Origin of the sequence: Gilliamella sp. BG3 (assembly GCF_046635605.1) — a bacterium.
Classification (GTDB): domain Bacteria; phylum Pseudomonadota; class Gammaproteobacteria; order Enterobacterales; family Orbaceae; genus Gilliamella; species Gilliamella bombi.
Map to the genome: position 1 here is coordinate 76351 of NZ_JBIDFE010000007.1, position 21760 is coordinate 98110.

The 21760-nt window shown below is 36.2% G+C and carries 19 protein-coding genes; 5 read left to right on the forward strand and 14 right to left on the reverse strand.

Annotated features, from left to right (window positions below):
* Nucleotides 1-9: 9 nt before the first annotated feature.
* The 5 genes from ACGH6S_RS04920 to ACGH6S_RS04940 all read left to right on the forward strand — a co-directional run bounded on the left by ACGH6S_RS04920 (nucleotide 10) and on the right by ACGH6S_RS04940 (nucleotide 7634).
* Entirely contained in the window at nucleotides 10-711 is a 702-nt protein-coding gene (locus tag ACGH6S_RS04920) for a response regulator (RefSeq protein ID WP_034914423.1), read from the forward strand.
* Between the two features lie 885 nt (nucleotides 712-1596).
* Nucleotides 1597-2520, forward strand: a complete 924-nt coding sequence (locus ACGH6S_RS04925) for a hypothetical protein (protein WP_411578383.1) — start codon at nucleotides 1597-1599, stop codon at nucleotides 2518-2520.
* Nucleotides 2521-3278: 758 nt separating this feature from the next.
* Nucleotides 3279-4820, forward strand: coding sequence for a hypothetical protein (locus ACGH6S_RS04930; RefSeq protein ID WP_411579486.1), 1542 nt, complete (start codon nucleotides 3279-3281; stop codon nucleotides 4818-4820).
* Nucleotides 4821-5631: 811 nt separating this feature from the next.
* Complete coding sequence (locus tag ACGH6S_RS04935; protein WP_296302534.1) at nucleotides 5632-6495, forward strand: RNA ligase family protein; 864 nt, start codon at nucleotides 5632-5634, stop codon at nucleotides 6493-6495.
* Nucleotides 6492-7634 carry an AAA family ATPase gene (locus ACGH6S_RS04940; protein ID WP_411578385.1) on the forward strand — a complete coding sequence of 381 codons (1143 nt, stop codon included), beginning with the start codon at nucleotides 6492-6494 and terminating at the stop codon, nucleotides 7632-7634. The genes ACGH6S_RS04935 and ACGH6S_RS04940 overlap by 4 nt, the downstream gene beginning before the upstream one ends.
* 139 nt (nucleotides 7635-7773) lie before the next feature.
* Here ACGH6S_RS04940 and citG read toward each other — a convergent pair whose 3' ends face one another.
* The 14 genes from citG to ACGH6S_RS05010 all read right to left on the reverse strand — a co-directional run bounded on the left by citG (nucleotide 7774) and on the right by ACGH6S_RS05010 (nucleotide 21712).
* Complete coding sequence (gene citG, locus ACGH6S_RS04945) at nucleotides 7774-8667, reverse strand: triphosphoribosyl-dephospho-CoA synthase CitG (protein WP_411578386.1); 894 nt, start codon at nucleotides 8665-8667, stop codon at nucleotides 7774-7776.
* A 99-nt stretch (nucleotides 8668-8766) separates the two neighbouring features.
* Nucleotides 8767-11790 carry a DNA translocase FtsK 4TM domain-containing protein gene (locus ACGH6S_RS04950; protein WP_411578387.1) on the reverse strand — a complete coding sequence of 1008 codons (3024 nt, stop codon included), beginning with the start codon at nucleotides 11788-11790 and terminating at the stop codon, nucleotides 8767-8769.
* 105 nt (nucleotides 11791-11895) lie between these two features.
* Complete coding sequence (locus tag ACGH6S_RS04955) at nucleotides 11896-12417, reverse strand: gamma carbonic anhydrase family protein (RefSeq protein ID WP_034911455.1); 522 nt, start codon at nucleotides 12415-12417, stop codon at nucleotides 11896-11898.
* Nucleotides 12418-12422: 5 nt separating this feature from the next.
* Nucleotides 12423-13664 carry a Bcr/CflA family multidrug efflux MFS transporter gene (locus tag ACGH6S_RS04960; protein WP_065589432.1) on the reverse strand — a complete coding sequence of 414 codons (1242 nt, stop codon included), beginning with the start codon at nucleotides 13662-13664 and terminating at the stop codon, nucleotides 12423-12425.
* A gap of 127 nt (nucleotides 13665-13791) precedes the next feature.
* Nucleotides 13792-14481, reverse strand: coding sequence for a 16S rRNA pseudouridine(516) synthase RsuA (rsuA, locus tag ACGH6S_RS04965; RefSeq protein WP_411578388.1), 690 nt, complete (start codon nucleotides 14479-14481; stop codon nucleotides 13792-13794).
* A 21-nt stretch (nucleotides 14482-14502) separates the two neighbouring features.
* Entirely contained in the window at nucleotides 14503-15234 is a 732-nt protein-coding gene (locus ACGH6S_RS04970) for a class I SAM-dependent methyltransferase (protein ID WP_174798660.1), read from the reverse strand.
* On the reverse strand, nucleotides 15221-17248 hold the full coding sequence (gene prlC, locus ACGH6S_RS04975) for an oligopeptidase A (RefSeq protein ID WP_296317228.1): 2028 nt from the start codon (nucleotides 17246-17248) through the stop codon (nucleotides 15221-15223). Before prlC ends, ACGH6S_RS04970 begins: the two co-directional genes overlap by 14 nt.
* Nucleotides 17249-17344: 96 nt before the next feature.
* A complete protein-coding gene (locus ACGH6S_RS04980; protein ID WP_065560910.1) occupies nucleotides 17345-17602 on the reverse strand; it encodes a BolA family protein in 258 nt (85 codons plus the stop codon).
* 92 nt (nucleotides 17603-17694) lie between these two features.
* A complete protein-coding gene (locus ACGH6S_RS04985) occupies nucleotides 17695-17967 on the reverse strand; it encodes an STAS domain-containing protein (RefSeq protein ID WP_296208569.1) in 273 nt (90 codons plus the stop codon).
* 5 nt (nucleotides 17968-17972) lie between these two features.
* Complete coding sequence (gene mlaC / locus ACGH6S_RS04990; protein ID WP_065589436.1) at nucleotides 17973-18617, reverse strand: phospholipid-binding protein MlaC; 645 nt, start codon at nucleotides 18615-18617, stop codon at nucleotides 17973-17975.
* A gap of 14 nt (nucleotides 18618-18631) precedes the next feature.
* Nucleotides 18632-19219, reverse strand: coding sequence for an outer membrane lipid asymmetry maintenance protein MlaD (gene mlaD, locus ACGH6S_RS04995; protein ID WP_085164251.1), 588 nt, complete (start codon nucleotides 19217-19219; stop codon nucleotides 18632-18634).
* An 11-nt stretch (nucleotides 19220-19230) separates the two neighbouring features.
* On the reverse strand, nucleotides 19231-20010 hold the full coding sequence (gene mlaE / locus ACGH6S_RS05000) for a lipid asymmetry maintenance ABC transporter permease subunit MlaE (protein ID WP_141671397.1): 780 nt from the start codon (nucleotides 20008-20010) through the stop codon (nucleotides 19231-19233).
* Nucleotides 20010-20825 (reverse strand): phospholipid ABC transporter ATP-binding protein MlaF, encoded by an 816-nt coding sequence (gene mlaF, locus ACGH6S_RS05005; RefSeq protein ID WP_218055882.1) that lies wholly within the window; start codon nucleotides 20823-20825, stop codon nucleotides 20010-20012. The genes mlaE and mlaF overlap by 1 nt, the downstream gene beginning before the upstream one ends.
* Nucleotides 20826-21112: 287 nt before the next feature.
* Nucleotides 21113-21712 carry a methionine ABC transporter permease gene (locus ACGH6S_RS05010; RefSeq protein WP_370738298.1) on the reverse strand — a complete coding sequence of 200 codons (600 nt, stop codon included), beginning with the start codon at nucleotides 21710-21712 and terminating at the stop codon, nucleotides 21113-21115.
* Nucleotides 21713-21760 lie beyond the last annotated feature (48 nt).

Sequence of the window (21760 nt, forward strand, 5' to 3'; positions counted from 1 at the left end):
GGCAATTATATGAATCAATTTCAAGAAGATAATATCAAAGTGCTTATTGTTGAAGATGAGCCAATTTTAGCAGAACTAAATGCAGAGTTTATTCAAAAAGACACAAAGGTTAAAGTAATTGGAATAGCTTCAACACTAGAAGAAGCTAAAATAATGGTAGAAAAACTAAAACCGACCTTAATATTACTCGATAATTATTTACCTGACGGCAAAGGAATAGAATTATTTGAATACATCATCAACAATCATCTAGATTGCTATGTTATTTTTATTACAGCCGCAAGTGATATGGATACTTGTAGTAAAGCGATTCGTTATGGCGCTTTTGACTACTTAATAAAGCCCGTATCTTACCAAAGGCTAAAGCACTCGCTTGAGCGTTTTGAACTATTTTTATACCGACAAAGCCTACAAAAACATGTCAATCAACGAAAAATAGACGAACTTTTCAATTTGCAAACTAAAGATTTTGTTGATATGAACCGCCACTCCAAAGGGATTGAAGAAATCACGCTACAAAAAGTCAAAGACTTATTTATGCAAACCGATAAAGCACTCACTGTTGACGAAATAGTCGAAAAAGCCAATATTAGCAAAACGACCGCTAGGCGATATTTAGAATATTGTGTACAAATCAAATTATTAACAGTCGAACTTAATCATGGAAAAATTGGACGACCAGAAAGGCTATATAAACGTTTAGGGAAATAGTATTTTATCTGTTTCAGATAAAATACTAGCTTTGAAAACATACCTATTTGAGTTTTTTTTAGTTATTGGTACTAGTAACAAAGGAAAAAACAGCTTCTATAACAACCAAATACCTATATCTACCTTATTTTGGCGTTAGAATACGCAGCAACTGAGTAAGGTAGTACGCCAAACAAGGATGTTTGGATCGGATGTTACCACCGATACTACTCATTTCCCCAAAAGGGAAAAATATTTAAAACCACTACTTCAAACAATACCACTGTCCTCTATAACTGTCTGATTTAATTAAAAAAAACGAAATAAAAAAACTTCAATAAAATCAATGCTCTACCTGAACGTTTTTAGAGCAAAAAATCTAACAATACCACAAGATTAATATACTCGCTTTACCATGGGGTTTAAATGTGCCAATAGCTAAGCGAGGTTATTCCACTAAATAGGGTGAGCTGGAATGTAGGTGTAGATATTAATAATTTCACCAAATCTCAAAATGACGGAAACATAACACCCTATTTTAATTATAAAATTCACCTATCTCTAAAGCCAATCGTTTTCATCTTTACATTTCTTTATAAAAAAGTCCGCTAAAAAACTAGTCAATCATCCCTTAAACGGCTATACTTTCATCGTTTTAGAAAAATGAGCTTATTAAATAAGCGAATAAACATAAAAATTTAAATAAAACAAAATATTACTTGACAGGTGAAACGAAATGCAGTACCATTTTAGGCACAAGGCACAAGGCACAAGCACTGGCAAACCTATGTCTTAAATTTATCAAATAATCCTATTCGACGAGTTTTTACACAAAACTTATTTATATCTTCGAAATTATCGCTCAAATCACCTAAAACAGCTTTGCTAGTATTAGCATTGTTATTATTGTCATCTTCATCGAATTTACAGGCATTGAATGGTAAAAAAGCTCGAGCAGGTAATCGTAGTGATGCAATAGTAATACCGTCGCCAGTTATCAATTATGTAAGGCCGACTCTATATTTGGGTAATGACGAATACGCAGGTCCAGCTGACATATGGAATCCTGATAAGGGCTTCTTAGTTCAATCAATCAATTCTGAATCATACAATTTAAATTTCCCGACCACGGGTGCGCATAATTTATATTTTGATTTACTCATAAGTGGAGATATAGAAGAATTGACATGGGAACCAGTCACGCATGAGGGAATTACTGCAACAGTGACAAATGTTGTACCTAATGATTACTGGATTCCTGATGAAGATAAGGGACAAGTTGTCGCCCGTGTTAAGCTAATAGGTCCAGAGGCAAAAAATCAATGGGGTAATCCGAATCCTAGCCGAATAGCTAAGCCACAGTTACCGCAGACGTTTGAGTTAGTGGGTAGAGATATATATGGCGTTGAGGTAGTAAAATATGGATTTGTGTTGAGACAGTGGTTCGTCAGTCGGGGTGGTCAATTCACTAACCATTCTAATCAAACCACATGGTGTAATAGTTTGGGTTATCGAATGCCACGGGTAAGGGATTTAACCAATGCGAAGTGTGGTGTACGTGGTAATTTCCCATGTATAAATGGCGTAGATGGCGCCAAGCCATCGTCAGGAAATTGGGTATACCAACGTCAAATAGGCGCTGGCTTTTTCACGGAGTGGGGCTGCATGCCCGACTACAACTACCCTAATGCGGACGCCTTCGCCGACTCCTGGACGAGCGACGCAGCAGCAGGTAGCAACCAGTTCGCTGTTGACTCGCGCTTCGGCTACGTCTACAACCTCAGTGCCAGCGACCCCCTCGGCCGCCCTGGCCTTTGCACCGCACCTTAGTTTTTAGCGTTTAGTTCTTAATCCTTAGGTCGCGGAAGGGGGTTACGGTGCTTGAGAGGATAATATAACAAAGAATAAAGCCCCCGCGTAAGTTGGGGCGCTGAGCAGGCAAAGCCTGCGAGCCTAGCGCTTTAATGGCAGAAAATCAAAATAGCACCCCGACCGATACGACTTAAAAGCTTGCGCTTTTGTTTTTAACTGGCTGTTATTAACAAGTTATTATAAAATAGCTATCATCAAATAACAAAAGCGCTTTTATTAAAAAGCCAAATTCAATGTAATAAAAAAATAACCACCCTATAAGTGTTTGATTTCATTTAGAAATGAAAATAAAAACTTCAATAAAATCAATAGTCTACCTGAACAATTTTAGAGCAAAAAACACACTTATAGCACCACAATGCTAATATGCTTGCCTTATCACAGCATCAAAATATACCGATAACGAAATAAAGCTAGCACGTCAAACTGGGCTGTTGGGCGTGTTTGTGTTTTAGATGTTATCAGCAATATTAATCATTCCGTAAAAGTCAAAAAGTCCTAAAGATAATACCCTATTTTAATTATAAAATTCACCTATCTCTAAAGCCAATCGTTTTCATCTTTACATTTCTTTACAAAAAAGTCCGCCAAAAAACTAGCCAACTATTTTTTAAACGGCTATACTCTTATTGCTATAGGAAAATAAGCGAATAATTACAAAAATTCAAATAAAACAAAATATTACTTGACACGAGGAACGTAATGCAGTATCATTTTTGGCACAAGGCACAAGGCACAAGCACTGGCTAACCTACGTCTTAAATTTATCTAATAACCCTATTCGACGAGTTTTTGCACGAAACTCATTTATATCTTCGAAATTATCCATAAAATTATTTTCAAAAGTTCCATTGGTATTAGCGCTATTGTTGTTATTGCCATACTCCATAGAATCGCAGGCTTTGTCGGCAACGACTTCTGAGCGCATTCACGGTACTGCGCCTTATTTAACTTTTGATGGCGGTGTTACTAAAGTGACTAAAACAGATGACTTATTAACTATTAAATTATCAAATGGACGAACATTCACACCGCAAAATAATCCTTCATCATCGACAGTTCCAATCGAGTTACCTAACATAGGGGATACTTTGGCTAATATCGATATGATAGTCCAGCCAGCTGATTCAGTGAGCTTAAATGATTTGGTGACACAAGGTAAATGGGGCGATGATGATGGTGATAATCAGGTAACGGCAATGGGGAATATATCGGTATCATTTATGGATAAAAATGGTAATACCGTTAGTCGTCGTGATGCTTTAGATATTTGTAAGGCACCTTATAAGATAACATTAAGTAGTACGGGAGGTAGTTTAGCAACGCAGTATGGCGTGCCCAAAAGTAGTACTTTCAGTGAAGGTACTGCGGTGTATTATATCACTCCGCCGCCACAACCAGTTATTTGTTCGGTCAGGCCGAATTTGCTATATGGTGGTACGACTGGTATCGATTCTAACGACAATCCTAAATTCGCTGGCCCATCTAGCATATGGAGTACTACTAAAGGTTTTCTAACTCAATCTACAAGTTCATCATCTTACGATTTAAATTTCCCAACTACAGGTGCGCATAATTTATATTTTGATTTACTCATAACTGGAGTAGATATAAATGAATTGACATGGGCACCTGTCACGCATGAGGGAATCACTGCAACAGTGACCAATGTTGTGCCTAATGATAGGTGGATTCCTAATTGGGATAAGGGAAAAGCCGTAGCTCGTGTTAAGCTAACAGGTCCAGAGGCAATAAATCAATGGAACAATCCTAAACCTAATCAAATAGCTAAGCCAAGGTTACCGAAGACCTTTGAGTTAGTGGGGAGGGATCGTAGTAATAATGTAGTGGTGAGGTATGGATTTAAGTTAAAGCAGTGGTTTGTTAACCGAGGAAGTAAATACGATACAGTTTCTGTTCAAACAACATGGTGTAGTCGTTTGGGGTATCGTCTTTCGCAGGTAAGAGATTTAACCAATGCAGTCAGAACAGCTAGTGTTCCTATTTCTGGCGCCACACCGCCTTCAGTTTGGAATGGTTACCAGCGTCGAATTGGAGCTGGATTTTTCACGGAGTGGGGCTACATGTCTCATTATGCTGATGCGGACTTCGCCTACAGCACCCACTCCCACTATGGTTACTGGATGAGTGATGCCATATCTAACAGTCAGTTTTATGTCTACTCCGACACTGGCTATATCAATAGCAATAACATGGGTGCCACCTTCGGCTATTATGCTGTTTGCACCACACCTTAGTTTTTAGCTTTTATTACTTAATCCTTAGGGCGAAGGGGCGATTTTGGTACAAATAGAGGTAATCTAACAAAGAATCCAGCCCCCGCTCAGTTGGACGCTGAGCAGGTATGACTGCATTAATGACTGAAAGTCAAAAAATGCTCCCGACCGATTAAGTATAGGCATGGTTGGCATTAAAAGGGTAAGTTTTAAATGTAATTTGTTCGGTAATGTTTCGGATGTTGACTCTAGCGTTATTTATTTTCCCAAAGGTTAAAACGTCCGAAACTTAACCTAATCCACATAGACTTTACTTAAATACAAAATCCCCAAAAACGGACTATAAGTAATTAATTTTATTAAAAAATAACCAATAAAAACTAATAAAATCAATTGAATATCTAAGCTGTTTTATAGAAAAACATTCCAATTTTTCACCACACTTAAAGGTGAATATAGTCATTAATCTAGCATTAGAATGAGCCCTGAACTGGTAAAGGGGTGTTGCAAAAATAGTTGATTAGAGTATTGATTTTGTTTGTGTTTTTATAAAAACAATTAATTTATAATTAGTTATTACCCTAACCAATTATTTATTATAATAAAACTTGACAAAGCATGAGCAACTGTTGATAATAGCGCCGTTTTTTTAACCTGAATTTTTTATTATAGCGAGGTGGCAAAATGCCTGTAGTTAACACTTTATCTTAATGCCGACTTGGTATCTTCTATCATATTGTCTTTTGCTTAGTATTATCTAAGCCCTTTCGTTGCAATTCAATCTATAGATTTTTGCCTTGTCGGTTTTCCCTTATTTTTTGGAGAAAACATTATGACAATGGAATCTTATATTCAAAATTTAGAATTAATTAAATATCCACGAACACCGCACCTAGAAAGCTCACGCCTACAGTTTGGTGATAGTGAACATGGACAACGTCCTTATAAGCAATTAGCTGGTCAATATATTGTTATTGAAGAAAAACTTGACGGTGCAAACTGTGCTATCAGTTTTTCAGCTAGTGGTGAGCTGTTGCTTCAATCTCGAGGACATTACTTAATAGGTGGTTCACGAGAACGCCAATTCAACCTTTTAAAGCATTGGGCTTGCGTGCATGAATATTGGTTACTTGAGCGTTTAGAAGATCGCTATATCCTTTATGGTGAATGGTTACACAAAAAACATGCTATTTTTTATGATGCTTTACCGCACTATTTTTGTGAGTTTGATATTTGGGATAGACAACAAAACTGTTTTTTATCTACCCTAAAGCGACATCAATTATTAGCTGGTGGTCCTGTTTTATCGGTACCTGTGTTATTTGCAGGGATTGCACCTTCTAAATTGAGCGATTTATTGGCGTTAGTCAAACCATCTTTGGCTAAAACCGCTAATTGGCGTACTTGCTTTGAACAAATCGTGATGCGTGAAAAGCTAGACTTAAGCAAAGCTTGGCAACAATGCGATAACTCTGACTTGATGGAAGGGTTATATCTTAAAATCGAATCGGAAGAACAAACCATTGATCGATTAAAATGGGTTAGGCAGGATTTTGTTCAGGCGATTTTAGATGCAGGGCAACATCATAGTGAACAGCCTTTTATTCCAAACCAATTGGCTCAAGGTGTTGAGTTATATACACCTCAATTAACAGTGAATTGGAATAATGGATGCCTAAACGGGGGTAAATTATGAATTACCAAGTACTAAAACAACAAATAGCAAGTACGTTGGCAACAGATGATTTTAGCCCATGGTTAACCTGTATTCCTGAATTGAATAGTTTGATAATAACGCCACAAGATCCCTCGCATCATGGAGAGGGGAACGTTTGGGTTCATACGCAAATGGTTGTGCGTGCATTATTAACGCAAGAAGAGTTTACCAACGCAACAGAAGATGAGCAGTTTGTATTATTTATGACTGCTTTATTACATGATATCGCTAAGCCAGAAACCACCGTTATAGATGAGTTGACAGGTAAAATTACACAACCACGGCATTCCAAAAAAGGCGAGATCCGTAGTCGTATATTACTATGGCGAATGGGGGTGCCATTTGATTTGCGGGAACAAATCTGCCGAATTATTAGTGTACATCAAGTGCCTTTTTTTGCTTTAAGTGATGGTGTAAGAAATAAATCACCCGAATATTTAATTCACCGCTTATCGTGGCAATTGCCTATTTGGATGTTGTGTTTGCAAGCTAAAGCAGATATGGAAGGTCGTATTTGTGCTGATAAACGCCGAGCGCTTGATGAAGTTGAACTCTTTAGGCAATTGGCACTTGAAGAAGGGTGTTTATATCAACCTCGCCAATTTGTTGATGATTATACTCGTATCCAATATTTTCGAGGTAGTAATGTATTACCCGATTATGCATTATATCCTCAAGAAGGATCTAAGGTGATTATGCTAGCTGGTTTACCTGCATCGGGTAAAAATAGTTGGGTGAGTAAACATTATCCAACATGGGATGTTGCTTCTTATGATGATGCTAGATCTGAGCTAAAACTAAAGCACGGTGAAAACGAAGGGCTGGTTATTCAGTTTGTGTTAGCAAAGGTTAAACAGTGGTTAAGAACAAAACAACCTTTTATTTGGAATGCGACCCACTTATCGCAAGAGATGCGTCAAAAAGCACTCGATTTACTTTATGCTTATCATGCGAATGTGGAAATTGTCTATCTTGAACAACCAGAAAAAGAGTTGTATCGCCGTAATTCAGCACGAGATACTACGTTGCCAAATAAAGCAATTCAGCGGTTATTAAATAAATGGGAAGTTCCATTACCGACTGAAGCACATAAGGTGAGTTATTTTATTAATCAATAATTATTACTCATCTTTGGTTATATTAATTGGGGCCGATATTAAAGCCCCAAAATTAATTGGAGAATAGTGTTAAATATTAAATTCTGTTATTTTTAATTACTTTTTATATCAATAAATCTTATCTTTTTATTGTCTTGTTTTATCCATTATATTGAGACAAAAACCAAGTAATCGCAATTAAATCCGCTGATCCGCCAGGGCTTAAATTACGTTTTATTAATTCACTATCAAGATGATATAAATTTTCTCGTACTTTTGGATTGATTACGCCACCTTGTTTGATGAGTTTTTTCGCTTGTTCTTGCACAAAAGCCAAGCCATCAAGTCCACCTCGTGAAACTACATTAGTGTCTTGATTAAAAGCAAGTAAATGTAACATCGCTTGTAATAAGCAAGTTTCTTCATCATAGCCGTTCTTTTGCATTTGTTGAAAGATAGGCAGTGAGATATTTCTAACTGTTACATAACCTGATTCTGCTTCTCCTCTTGCTCCTGTAAGGTTATGGAGTTTAAATAGCTTTTCACCAACAGAATTTGTTAGATTATTTTGTTTTAGCTCGCTTTGAACAATGCCTTGGCAAATGGATGAAACTTCGTTACAAATGCTTTGTATATTGATTGGTAAGTTTAATTGCTCTAACTTGCCAATAGCGCCGAGCAGCAAACCAAAGGCAAATATCCCGCCTTTATGAGTATTAACTTGATTGGTGGCTTTAAACATCGCTTGTTCGCAATTAATACCAATTGGTCTAATGCCAGCTAAAAAAAGTTGATTTTTATGCAAAGCTGATGTTTTACCATATTGGTAGAAACGTTCAAACCAGACACAAATAGCACTAATACTTTGAATAAAGGTTTGGAAATCCATATCACGATGTGCTCCACTATTATTCATATCAACTAATCCGGGTTTTGGTGATAAGCAAATTTCTTTGATTAATGCTTTAGTTGCTAATTGCGCAGGTAAACATCGGTTAGGGTCATTATTGAGTTGTAATTCTAATAATGCTACTTGCTGAGAATAATCACTCATTACTATTGGTTACCTATAGGGATTCGATTTAATTAATTTGCATGATGCTATGATGTAAACACCAAGCCACTCTTTTAAATGGATTGGTGTGTGATAAAACTAATAATCGTTATGTGTTGATACAGCTAGTACTTCCCGATTTCCATTATGGCTTGGTGCGCTAATAATGCCTTCTACTTCCATTTGTTCGACAATTCGGGCTGCTCGGTTGTAGCCAATTCTAAATTTTCGTTGTACGCTAGAGATAGAAGCTCTTCGTGTTTCTATGACAAAAGCAACAACTTGGTCAAATAATGGATCGAGTTCTTCATCTGAAGAGTTGGAATTGCCATTTTCGCTATCATCGGTCGCAACTGTGACATTTTCAACGTATTTTGGTGTGCCACGTGCTTTCCAATCTTGCACAACGGCGTGCACTTCTTCATCACGCACAAATGCACCGTGAACACGAATTGGAATGGAGCTATTAGGGGCTAAATAAAGCATATCCCCCATACCAAGTAATGATTCTGCTCCCATTTGATCTAAAATAGTGCGAGAATCAATTTTGCTTGATACTGTAAAAGCGATACGAGTTGGTATATTCGCTTTGATTAAGCCTGTAATTACATCCACCGATGGACGTTGTGTGGCTAAAACTAGATGAATACCTGCTGCTCGCGCTTTTTGAGCAAGCCGTGCAATTAGTTCTTCGACTTTTTTACCGACAGCCATAATCAAATCAGCAAACTCATCGACCATAACCACAATATAGGGTAATTTTTCGAGTGTCGGCATATTAAGATCCATACTATCAGTTGGTTTCCAAAGTGGATCGGGAATTGGTCTGCCCATTTGTTCTGCTAGTTTTATTTTTTCGTTATAACCAGCAATATTACGCACACCTAATGCTGACATTAGACGATAGCGTCGTTCCATTTCGTTAACACACCAATTTAATGCATTAGCGGCATCTTTCATATCAGTAACCACTTGTGTTAATAAATGTGGTATTCCTTCATAAATAGATAACTCTAGCATTTTGGGATCAATCATAATAAACCTGACATCTTCAGGTTGCGATTTATATAAAATGCTTAAAATCATCGCATTAACACCAACTGATTTACCCGAGCCAGTAGTACCAGCAACAAGTAAATGAGGCATTTTAGCAAGATCAGCAACCACTGATTGCCCAGCGATATCTTTCCCTAATACGACAGTTAACGGCGATTGAGCATCTTTAAATTGAGGGCTGTCTAAGACTTCTCTAAAATAGACTGTTTGACGATTTTTATTGGGCAATTCAATACCTACATAAGGTTTTCCCGGAATAACTTCAACTACACGAACCGATGGCATTGATAATGATCGTGCTAAGTCACGATCTAGCGTTGAAATTCGTGCCGCTTTGATACCTGGTGCAAGTTCAATTTCAAATCGAGTAATCACAGGTCCCGGTAAATAATCAACCACTTTTGCCTTCACTCGATAATCCGATAAACTTTTTTCAATCAGTTCCGACATTGCGTTTAAGGCACCATGATCGACTTCGATTCGAGCTGTTGGTGGCGCAGTTAATAAGTTCAGTGACGGTAGTGGCGTAGTCGGTTTAGGTAACGGTTTATCATTACGTCTTAATAACGGATGAATTAAGCTATCTTCGTCATTTTCATTGAAATGATTATGTTGAATATCTTCAACACGATCTTCTTCAGGATAGATATCGTCAATAATTGGATTTGCTTTTTTTAGAGCTTCAGTGTCAACATATTCTAGTTGCTCTACGTCTGCTTTCACTTCTTTTATTTCAGTTTCAGTCTTTGTATCTGTTATGTTTTGTGTATCTTCTATAGATGCAGTGTCTTTTGTACTTGTAATAACCTGTGGTTCTTGAATAAATGGTTGTTTGGTTTCAGTTGTTTCTATAGCTGAAAGGTTGATGGATGATTCAAACGGTGTTTGTTCATTAGTAAAATTAATTTTGGGTTCGTTGTGTACTGATGTAAACAGTGGTTTACTTGGTGCATCTGAAATTGTGTATTTTTCTGGTTCATCGAATGGTAGTTTTTCTTCTGATTTTTGTGTTTGTATTACCTGTTTTATTTGTTCTATTGATGAAGACAAGGTTTGCTCTTGCTCTGGAGTAGCTTTGTTTCCATTCATGTTTTGAATAATTGATTCAAGGCGAGATAAAATCTCGTTAGGATCGAGCTCTTTATTTGGTGGATTATCACTTGTTAGGGGCGCTGTTGTTGACTGCGGTACTTGAGTATCTTTGTGGGATGATTTGATTAATTCATCGGTTGTTTTTATTGAGATTGTTTTATCGTCAGCCGATATGATGGTATTTGCAGTCTGATTTTGAGTTGTTTCAACACTAGAGATAGTATTTGATGTTGGAATGATATTGGTATCATCATCTGATTTTTTATCTAGTTTTGTATCAAAAGGTATTGTAAATTGAGGATCTCTTATTTCCTCATCAGTCTGCGCTATTGTTTTTTCATTTTGTGGATCTGGTTGTTTAAGTTTATTGGCTGTGCGAGGCTTAATTAACCATCTGATCGGTAGTAGTAAAATCATGACAAAAGCACCTAATTTTTCAATTAGATTTAACCATGATAATCCAGTTAATAATGTGACACAGGCCAAGCAAGTTCCAAGAAGAATTAAGGATAAAGTAATGCTATCTATAATTGGTAAAAGGCTTTCGATGACTATCGCACCTAAATAACCGCCTGCTTCAAATTGTTCAGAATCAGCAATATTTAAAGTAAAAAATCCTGTAGCACTAAATATAAATGCTAACACACCAATAATCCGAAATGAAAGACTAAAGTAGTTTATAGGATCATTAGCATGTTTATAAAAATAAACGATTGACTGTAAACAAATAAAAATAGCGATAAAAGGTAGGCTATAAGCAATAAAGCCTAAAAATTGAAACAGAACGTCACAGATGTATGCACCAACATAACCACCAAAATTACTAATAGGATAGTGCCAAGCTGTACGAGACCAACCTGGATCGGATGGATCGTAACTGAACTGCGATAGAAATAAACAAACAGATAAACCTATTATTGTTAGTAGAATCAATTGAGTGATGATCTGTTTTTTTGTAATTTTGGGCTTTTTCAAACAAGTACCTAAAAACTATTGCTATTAAAATAGCTGGCATTTTATCATAAATTGTGCTTGCTCACAGAGCCAATACTGTTTAAAACGCAATTTATTGTTGGGTTATTATGCAACAGGAAGTAGGCTAGTTTTAAATCTTATACCATTTTGTACATATCGTTGTGCATTAGTGATATTTGCTGTAATTTCAGCTTTAGTTAATTTGCGGATAATTTTTGCGGGTGATCCCATAATTAAACAACCTTCTTCATAAGGTATGGTGTGTGTTACTAGCGAGTTGGCGCCAACAAGACAATTTTTTGCAATTTTGGCATTGTTTAATATAGTACTACCCATACCAATTAATACATTATCTTCAATGGTGCAACTATGTAAGATAACATTATGCCCAATAGTGACATTCTCTCCAATAATGCAAGGGATATCTGTTTCAATATGGATGGTAGTGTTATCTTGCACATTGCTATTTTTACCAATATGTATGGGAGCAATATCACCGCGTAAAACAGCGTTGAACCAAATAGAAACACCCTCTTGTAAAACGACATCACCAATGATATCAGCAGATTTTGCGATAAAACAATTTTGATGAATTTGTGGATGTAAATCACCTAGTTGATAGATCATAATTATTACCTTTTATTATTTTTGACACTCAAAAATAAGCTCACAGAAATAAAATTACATAACACCATAGAGCCAACCATTAGCCACTCTGTTGTATTATTGACCGTTATGGATTGTGCAGTTGGAGTTGATACCAATAATGATAATAATATGCCTATTGCCCCAGCGATTGCAAAACGAATTGTACCGGCAAGAGATGAGGCTGTACCTGCAATATAGGGATAAAAGTCTAAAACAATTGCCATACTATTTCCACCAATGGTTGACATACAACCAATATATCCTGCAATGCAAATAACAAGATAGGCAAATCCGAGATTAAATAATGTTACGATGGTAAGGCCTATTGCCATAACAAATTGGACCAAAAGACCGAACTGCATCATTTTAATCGAGCCAACATGTTTAACAAAACGGCTATTTAATGTATTCATAAACACCATAACTATTATATTGAATGCAAAGTAGTAGCCAAAATTAGTTGATGCAACACCGTGTAGATTCATATATACAAAAGGTCCTAAGCTTAAAAATGAAAATAATCCAGCTCCAGAAAATGCACCTAACATCATATAAGTTAATACTTGGCGATGCCTGAACAGTGTAATAAAATTACTTAAAATACGAATTAAACTAAATTTATTGCGTTTTGTTTTTGTAAGTGTTTCAGGAATAAATGCGATCACTAGACCAAAGCAAGTCAAAGCAATTAGGCTAATAGTGTAGAAATTGGCTTGCCAATTAAACCAATATAAAATAAATCCACCAATAATTGGTGCGAGTAATGGTGCTACGTTGGATATCAGCATGACAAATGACATCATTTTAGAAAATTCGTCACGATCACGATAAATATCTTTCATTAACGCATTAATGACTATTGCTGTAGCCGCTGCCGCAATGCCATGGAAAAAGCGAGCTGTAATTAATTGATTAATATTGTTGGCAATACCACAGCTTAACGCCGCAACTATAAAAATAATTAGACCCAAAATGAGAACATTACGACGCCCATAACTATCTGTGAGTGGTCCAAATAAAAGTTGTCCAACAGAAAATCCTAATAAATAGCAACTAATTGTTAGCTGTACCGTGCCATCGGTTACATTAAAGTCGCGTGCAATCGTTGGCATACTAGGTAAATACATATCTATGGATAAAGGCATCAACATAGAAAGTAATCCAAGGATAAAAATAAGCGCTTGTTTGGAAATTTTAATATCACTTAAACAATCTTGAGTTGGCACGTCATACTTCCTTCAAATTTTTTAAAATGCACCTAAAAAATGTCATATAAATGAGATAAAATTATTTAAAAAATATTCATTTATCTAAATGGAAAGTTGCTATTAAGATTAATGTAAATTATATGTGTCAATTAAACGAGTCGATTTCATCTTGTGAAAGTGGTCGATATTCACCTTCAGGTATATCAAGAATTACCTTACCTATTTGTTTGCGATGCAATTCAACAACATGGTTATTGACTGCTGCAAACATGCGTTTAACTTGATGATATCGTCCTTCACTAATAGTTAATTCAGCGTGAAAGTCATCAATAATATTTAATTTCGCTGGTTTGGTAAGTGATTTCTCATTTTTTAATTGGATACCATTTTTAAATATATCAATCAGTTCAATACATAATGGCTGTTCAACTGTGACGATATAGACTTTTTCGCAATGATGTTTGGGTGATGTAATACGGTGTGACCACTTACCATCATCAGTAAGTAGAACAAGTCCTGTAGTATCAAGATCAAGTCTACCTGCTGCATGCAATTTTTCAGGCATCGGTTCATCAATAAAATAAAGTATAGTAGGGTGGTCAGGATCATCAGTCGAACAGACATAACCTTGAGGTTTATTAAGCATAAAGTAACGATTATTGGTTACGGGTATGATTTCATAACCATCATACTCAACCACTTGCTCGGGTAATAACTGGTAAGCGCCTGATTTTACTATTTCGCCATCGACGGTGACTTTTTTAGCTTTGAGTTCTTTGGTTACAATAGTGCGGCTAGCGCCTAAGTGATGAGCGAGAAATTTATCTAATCGCATAATTTAAACAATATCCTTGTATTACTCTAGAGGTGTGTATATATCAAAACGGTGATTTTTAGTTTTAATTTCTGCCGTCGGTTTTTGGTTGGCTAAAAACGGTGCATAATCGGGCCTTTTTACAACTACACGTTTTTTGGCAAGTTGCCTTGCGGGTTCTAATAAGCTGTCAGCATCGTTGTCACTACCAACTAATAGTTGAAAAATACGCATCTCTTTTTTGACAAGCGCACTTTTTTGACGATGCGGAAACATTGGATCGAGATAAATAACATCAGGTTTTTCAGGGTAAGTGCTCAATCCCTCAATGCTTGAATGATAAATTAAACGTAAATGTTGCTCAAGCCAACTACCGATTTGGGGATCTTGGTAGGCACGCTGCAAGCCATCTTCTAGCAATGCAGCAACAACAGGATGCCTTTCAAACATAGTGACATGGCAACCGATTGATGCTAAAACAAATGCATCTCGACCAAGCCCTGCTGTGGTATCAAGAACTGTAGGTAAATACTCACCTTTGATACCTACTGCTTTAGCAATTGCTTCGCCACGTCCACCACCAAATTGGCGACGATGAGCCATTGTTCCAGAAACAAAGTTTACGCATATTGCCCCTAGTTTTGGTTCGTCAGTTTTTTGTAACTCAAGTTGATTGTTTTGGGTAACAAGAGCGAATGGAAGATCAGCATGTGTGGATAACCACTGCTCAGCTAATAATTTTAGCTGAGCAAAGTTAGAATTAGTGGATACCATAATGACGAAGTAATGCTTCAAGTTGAGGTTCACGCCCTCGGAAGTTTTTAAATAATGTCATAGGCTCATCGCTACCACCCTGTGACAAGATATTATCAAGAAATGCATTGCCTGTTTTAGCGTTGAAAATACCTTCTTCTTCAAAACGTGAAAATGCATCAGCGGATAATACTTCTGCCCATAAATAGCTATAATAACCTGCAGCATAACCACCAGCAAAGATATGGCTAAATGCGTGTGGAAATCTTCCCCATTCAACGGTAGGAACAACGGCAACTTGCTTTCTTATTTCAGCCAATGTATTTAAAATATCAGGATCTTTTTGTGTATGTAATTTAAAGTCAAAAAGACCAAATTCCAATTGGCGTAAAATAAATAGTGCTGCTTGATAGTTTTTAGCATCTAGCATCTTTTCTAACATATCAGTTGGTAACGGTTCACCAGTTTGATAATGCCCAGATATGAATGCAAGCGCTTCAGGCTGCCAGCACCAGTTTTCTAAAAATTGACTTGGTAATTCAACAGCATCCCATGGCACCCCATTAATACCAGAAACTGATGAAGTATCAATTTCGGTTAACATGTGGTGTAAACCATGACCAAATTCATGGAAAAGGGTTGTGACTTCGTCGTGTGTAAATAGTGCTGGTTTATCACCAACAGGGCGATTGAAGTTACAAGTTAAATAGGCAACGGGTTTTTGTACATGACCATCAGCAAAACGCATACGACCAATACAATCATCCATCCAAGCACCGCCACGCTTATGTTCACGTGCATATAAATCAAGATAGAAACTACCTTTTAACTCACCATTTGCGGCAAAGAGATCATAAAATTTAACTTCAGGATCCCAAACTTCAACGCCTTGTCGCTCTTTGGCTGTAATACCAAAAATGCGATGCACTACTTCAAATAGACCATTAATCACTCGTTGTTGAGGGAAATAAGGACGCAATTCTTCATCGTTGATAGCGTACAAATGCTGTTTTTGCTTTTCACTATAATAAGCTATATCCCATGGTTTGATGTCACTTGCGCCAAAAAACTCATAAGCATAACGTTTAAGATCTGCTAACTCTTTTTCACCTTGAGGTTTAGCTTTAGTTGCTAAATTGTTCAAAAACTCAATGACTTGAGCGGTTGAGCTTGCCATTTTTGTTGCTAATGATTTATTAGCATAATTATCGAAGCCTAGTAATAGTGCAAGCTCATTACGAAGCGTTAAGATTTGTTTGATAATTTCAGTGTTATCCCACTTACCTGCGTTTGGTCCTTGATCTGACGCACGAGTATTATAGGCTTGGTAAAGTTCAAATCGTAAATCACGATTATCACAGTAGGTCATGACGGGAAGATAACTTGGTATATCTAAGGTTAGTAACCAGCCCTCTTTATCTTTTAATTTAGCCTGTTCTTTTGCGGCAGAAAGCGCACTTTCAGGCATGCCAGATAGTTCTTTGATATCGGTAATTAATTTTGACCATCCCATGGTGGCATCGAGCACATTGTTACTATATTTTGAGGATAATTCTGATAATTTTGCGACAATTTCACCGTAACGTTTCTGTTTGTCATCGGGTAAGCCAATTCCAGATAATTCAAAATCACGTAGTGCATTATCAACCACTTTTTTCTGTGCTTTGGTTAAAGTAGCATATTGTTCGCTTTCTTTGAGTTGCTTATAAGCTTGATATAAAGGTCTATGTTGCCCAACCCATGTGCTGTACTCAGATAGTAATGGCAGACAAGCTTCATAAGCTTCACGTAATTCAGGGCTATTTTTAACTGAGTTAAGATGACTAACTGGAGACCAAGCTCGTCCAAATTTTTCGTCTGCTTCATCAATTGGTTGAATTAAGTTATCCCAAGTATATTGGCTATTTTGCTTTAATACTGCTTCAATGGTATTTCTGCAGTTTTTTAAAGTTTCTTGTATAGCAGGCAAAACATGTTCGGGTTTAATTTGTGAAAAAAGGGGTAATGGTGCATCTGTTAATAATGGATTAGTCATGTAGCGATACCTTTATACAAATGGTGTTGTCTATTGATACAACATAATATGGTGGCGAAAACAATTAATTCAAGGGATTATCATGCTAAGAAATGGTTATAATCCCATAAGTTTGCGTTCACGTTGCCATTCAGTGGGGGTATAAGTCTTTATAGAAAGCGCATGAATACGGTTATCATTAATAAATTCAGCCAAAGGGGCATAGATTGCTTGTTGTTTTTTCACTCGATTTAAATCGGCAAATAATTCTCCTACAGCAATAACTTGGAAATGGCTTCCATCATCGGTTAGGACATGTACATCATCAAGTTCAAGCGAATTTTTTAATTTGTTTATAATTTCTTGTTTATCCATTATTCATACTCATCATTAATGTAAATTATGGGGGAATTTTTTGTTAAAAAGTTTCAGGTAACTATGTGTTTCAGTATAAAACTTAACATTTTTTAAATATTAATTACAGGTTGTAGATCATACAATGTAATTAATGTTTGTAGCTGAGGATTAATACCTTTGAGCTTTACATGATATTTATTGCAAAAATAAATTAAAGTTGCGAGCCCTGAAGAATCAACCCGAGTAAGTTGCGCAACATCAATGCAATTTACACCATTTAAAATAGTATTTTGTGTTGACCACAAATCGTTTAAAGAGTGAACATCAAGTTCACCCTGTAAAGATAATATTTCTTGTTGTTTTTCTGTTTTTATTCGCGACATTATGGCTAGCCTTTTGGTTTAGCGTTTGGGTCAATATTGCGATTTGAAAGATCAGTTAATTGTTTAGTTAATGCGTCAATACCATCTTGGCGTAAAATTGTTGACCACTCATTTTGCTTGGTGGTGATCATGCTGACGCCTTCTGCAACTAAATCATAAGCTTTCCATTCGCCAGTGACAGAGTTTTTACGCCATTGGAAATCAATTCGCAATGGTTGTTGGTTTTTATTAGGTTGGTTTAATAAAACACGAATAGAGATAAGCGTTTTGCCTGTTAAATCTTTTGGCGATTCAACCTGATAAGTTTGGCCATTATACATAGATAATGCTTGAGCAAAAGTTTGTACCAAATAGTTTTCAAAAGCAGCGAAATAGGCTTTACGTTGCGCATCTGTAGCACTTTTATAATAATTACCTAAAATTAATGCGCCAGCATACTTTACTTGTACATAAGGTAATAAATCTGTTCTTACGATCTCTTTTAGTTTGTTAGGATTTGATTTTAATGTCGCAGATTGTGCATTCATGGTGCTAAAAATCTTATTAGCAGCCATTTCCATCTCTTTATAAGGATCATTTTCAGCAAACGCATTAGCACTAAATATTAAAGCTAATGCAAAAAAAATAGTGTGTTTAAATTTGGTTAACATAGTAACAAAACTCCTTAATTTTCATTTATATCTTGTGTATCTTGTTTCTTATCTTTATCATCGGTCGAACCTCCAGTACTATAAAGGAATTGACCAATTAAGTCTTCAATAACCATTGCTGGTTTAGTGTTGTATATTACAAAACCATCATGAAAATAAGCTGGTTCATGATTATTTGTTGGCAAATTGTTGCTTGTGCCTTCGCTATCCAATGAATCAAGTTCTAATTCAGTACTTTTATCAAGTCCAAAGTTAATATCAATAAATTGTTCACCTAATAAACCTGATGTTTTAATTGAAAGCGAACTTGAAACTGGAATTTGATTGTATTGTGCATCAATATCTATTGTTACATAGGGTTTATATACATCAAGATCTGATGATTTTAGTGTTATATTACTGACTCGACCAATCACAACGCCACCGATTTTGATTGGAGAGCGTGCTTTTAATCCGCCAATATTATCAAATACAGCATAAACTCGATATGAATTATGACTAGCAAATGATGTTGGATCCGTTACACGGAAACATAAAAAAAGTACCGAGCAAATGACCAGTACCATAAATAATCCTACAGTGATTTCAACTTTACGACTCATGTTTAATGACCTCAATGACTAAACATTAATGCGGTTAAAATAAAATCTAACCCCAAAATTACTAATGATGAATAAACAACAGTGCTTGTTGTTGCTCGACTAATTCCTTCTGATGTTGGTACACAATCATAACCATTGAAAAGTGCAATCCAAGTGCTGGCAATGGCAAATGCAAAGCTTTTTACAAAACAGTTACCTAGATCATGCCACCAATCAACATTACTTTGAATAGATGACCAAAAAAAGCCTGCATCAATACCTTTCCAATCAACACCTACAATAACACCACCTAAAATACCAACGGTAACAAAAATTGCAGTTAAAAATGGCATACTGAAAAAACCAGCCCAAAAACGAGGTGCAATAATACGTCGTAATGGATCAATTGCCATCATTTCCATACTTGATAGCTGCTCAGTTGCTTTCATTAAGCCGATTTCAGCCGTTAATGCAGAGCCAGCACGACCTGCAAACAGCAAACCAGCAACAACAGGACCTAACTCACGAAGTAGAGCAAGGGCTACCATCATTCCAAGGCTGGCTTCAGCACCAAAAGTGGTCAGAATAAAATAACCTTGTAAGGCCAAAACCATGCCAATAAAAAGACCAGAAACAATAATAATAGTGAGTGATTGTACACCAACAAAATAAAATTGCTTAATGAGTAATGGGAATTGTTTATTAAATTGTGGCTTACCAATTAATGCCCTAAAGAGCATCACACCAGAACGACCAATCATCGCAATGATATCAATAAACCATTGTCCTAATTTTGCCAGTAAATTTAACATTATTTTGTACCTCTGCTTAGGTCTAATTTGTAATCTTCAGCAGGATAATGAAAAGGTACTGGACCATCAGCCAACCCGTCAAGGAATTGTTTTACTCGTAAATCATCATTATCACGTAATTGTTGTGGTGTACCACCTGCAATAATATGTTGTTCGGCTACAATGTAAGCATAATCTGCAATACTGAGCACTTCGGTCACGTCATGGCTAACAACGATACAGGTTAATCCTAATGATTGGTTTATTTCAGATATCAGTTTAACAATAACACCCATGGATATAGGATCTTGCCCAGCAAAAGGTTCATCAAACATAATTAAATCGGGATCAAGCGCAATGGCTCTAGCTAATGCTGCTCGCCTTGCCATACCACCAGATAGTTCCGATGGCATCATTTGAGCTGCACCACGTAAACCAACAGCTTGTAATTTCATTAAGACTAAATTATGCAATATAGGTTCAGGTAATTTGAAGTGCTCACGTAGTGGGTAAGCAACATTATCAAACACAGTTAGATCGGTAAATAAAGCACCCGATTGGAATAACATGCTAATACGTTTGCGTACTTCATAAAGTCGGGAGCGAGACATGCTTGGAATGTCTTCTCCATCGAATAAAATTTTTCCTGACTGCGGTTTTAATTGACCACCAATGAGCCTTAGTAGTGTGGTTTTACCAATTCCTGAAGGTCCCATGATTGCTGTCACTTTTCCTTTAGGGACATTCAAACTCATATTTTTATAAATAGGCCTTGTTCCACGATAAAAAGACATATCGTGAATTTCAACCAAATTTTGTTGTAATGCGTTTGTCACATTGATTTCCTAGATTTCTAGAATGGTAAAATTTTGCTTATTTTACTTGATATTTGTAAATAAAGAAATCAATTAAACGTGTTGCCTATTTGTGTATAACTGCTCAATAAATAGTTTTTATACTCGATGGCTGATTTTTATAGACAAACAGAGGTTTTACGTAAAATATCTTATTAGAGAGATAAAAGATAATTAAGGCTATTTTTCTAAATAATAAATGGGGAAAGTTATATTTTAGCTCCCCCCATTTTTTACTGATCATGCATAACTAAAAGTGATTATGTGTTTTATTCATGCCGTGCTTTACGAGCTAAATAATTACCAGTGCTTTGAATAAATTGTATAGCGATAACTAATATCACCACGCAGATATAAGTAACAGTATTATCAAAACGTTGATAACCGTATGACACAGCTAAATCACCAATACCGCCAGCGCCAATAGCACCAGCCATCGCTGTAGCACCAATTAAACCTATAGTAGCAGTTGTAAGCGTTAAAATTAAAGAGCTAAATGCCTCTGGTAACATAAAATACCAAATAATTTGTATTGGCGTCGCTCCCATTGATTGAGCTGCTTCAATAATACCACTATTCACGTCAAGTAATGAATTTTCAACTAACCTAGCAATGTAAGGAGCAACATAAAATGTTAACGGAACAATCGCTGCTATAGTGCCAATAGAGCTATTTACAATGACCTTTGTTAAAGGTTGGATAGCAACTAATAAAATAATAAAAGGCAATGAGCGAACTATATTAATAATCGGGTTGATAATACGAAACACTCGACGATTTTCCAATAGTCCATAAGGTCTTGTTGTAACTAAGCAAATACCAAGTGGAATTCCGATTAATGAACCTAAAATTAAGGAGAAAACTACCATAATTAGGGTGTCATAGGATGCTTGAACAAATTGTTCAGTGGTTACTGA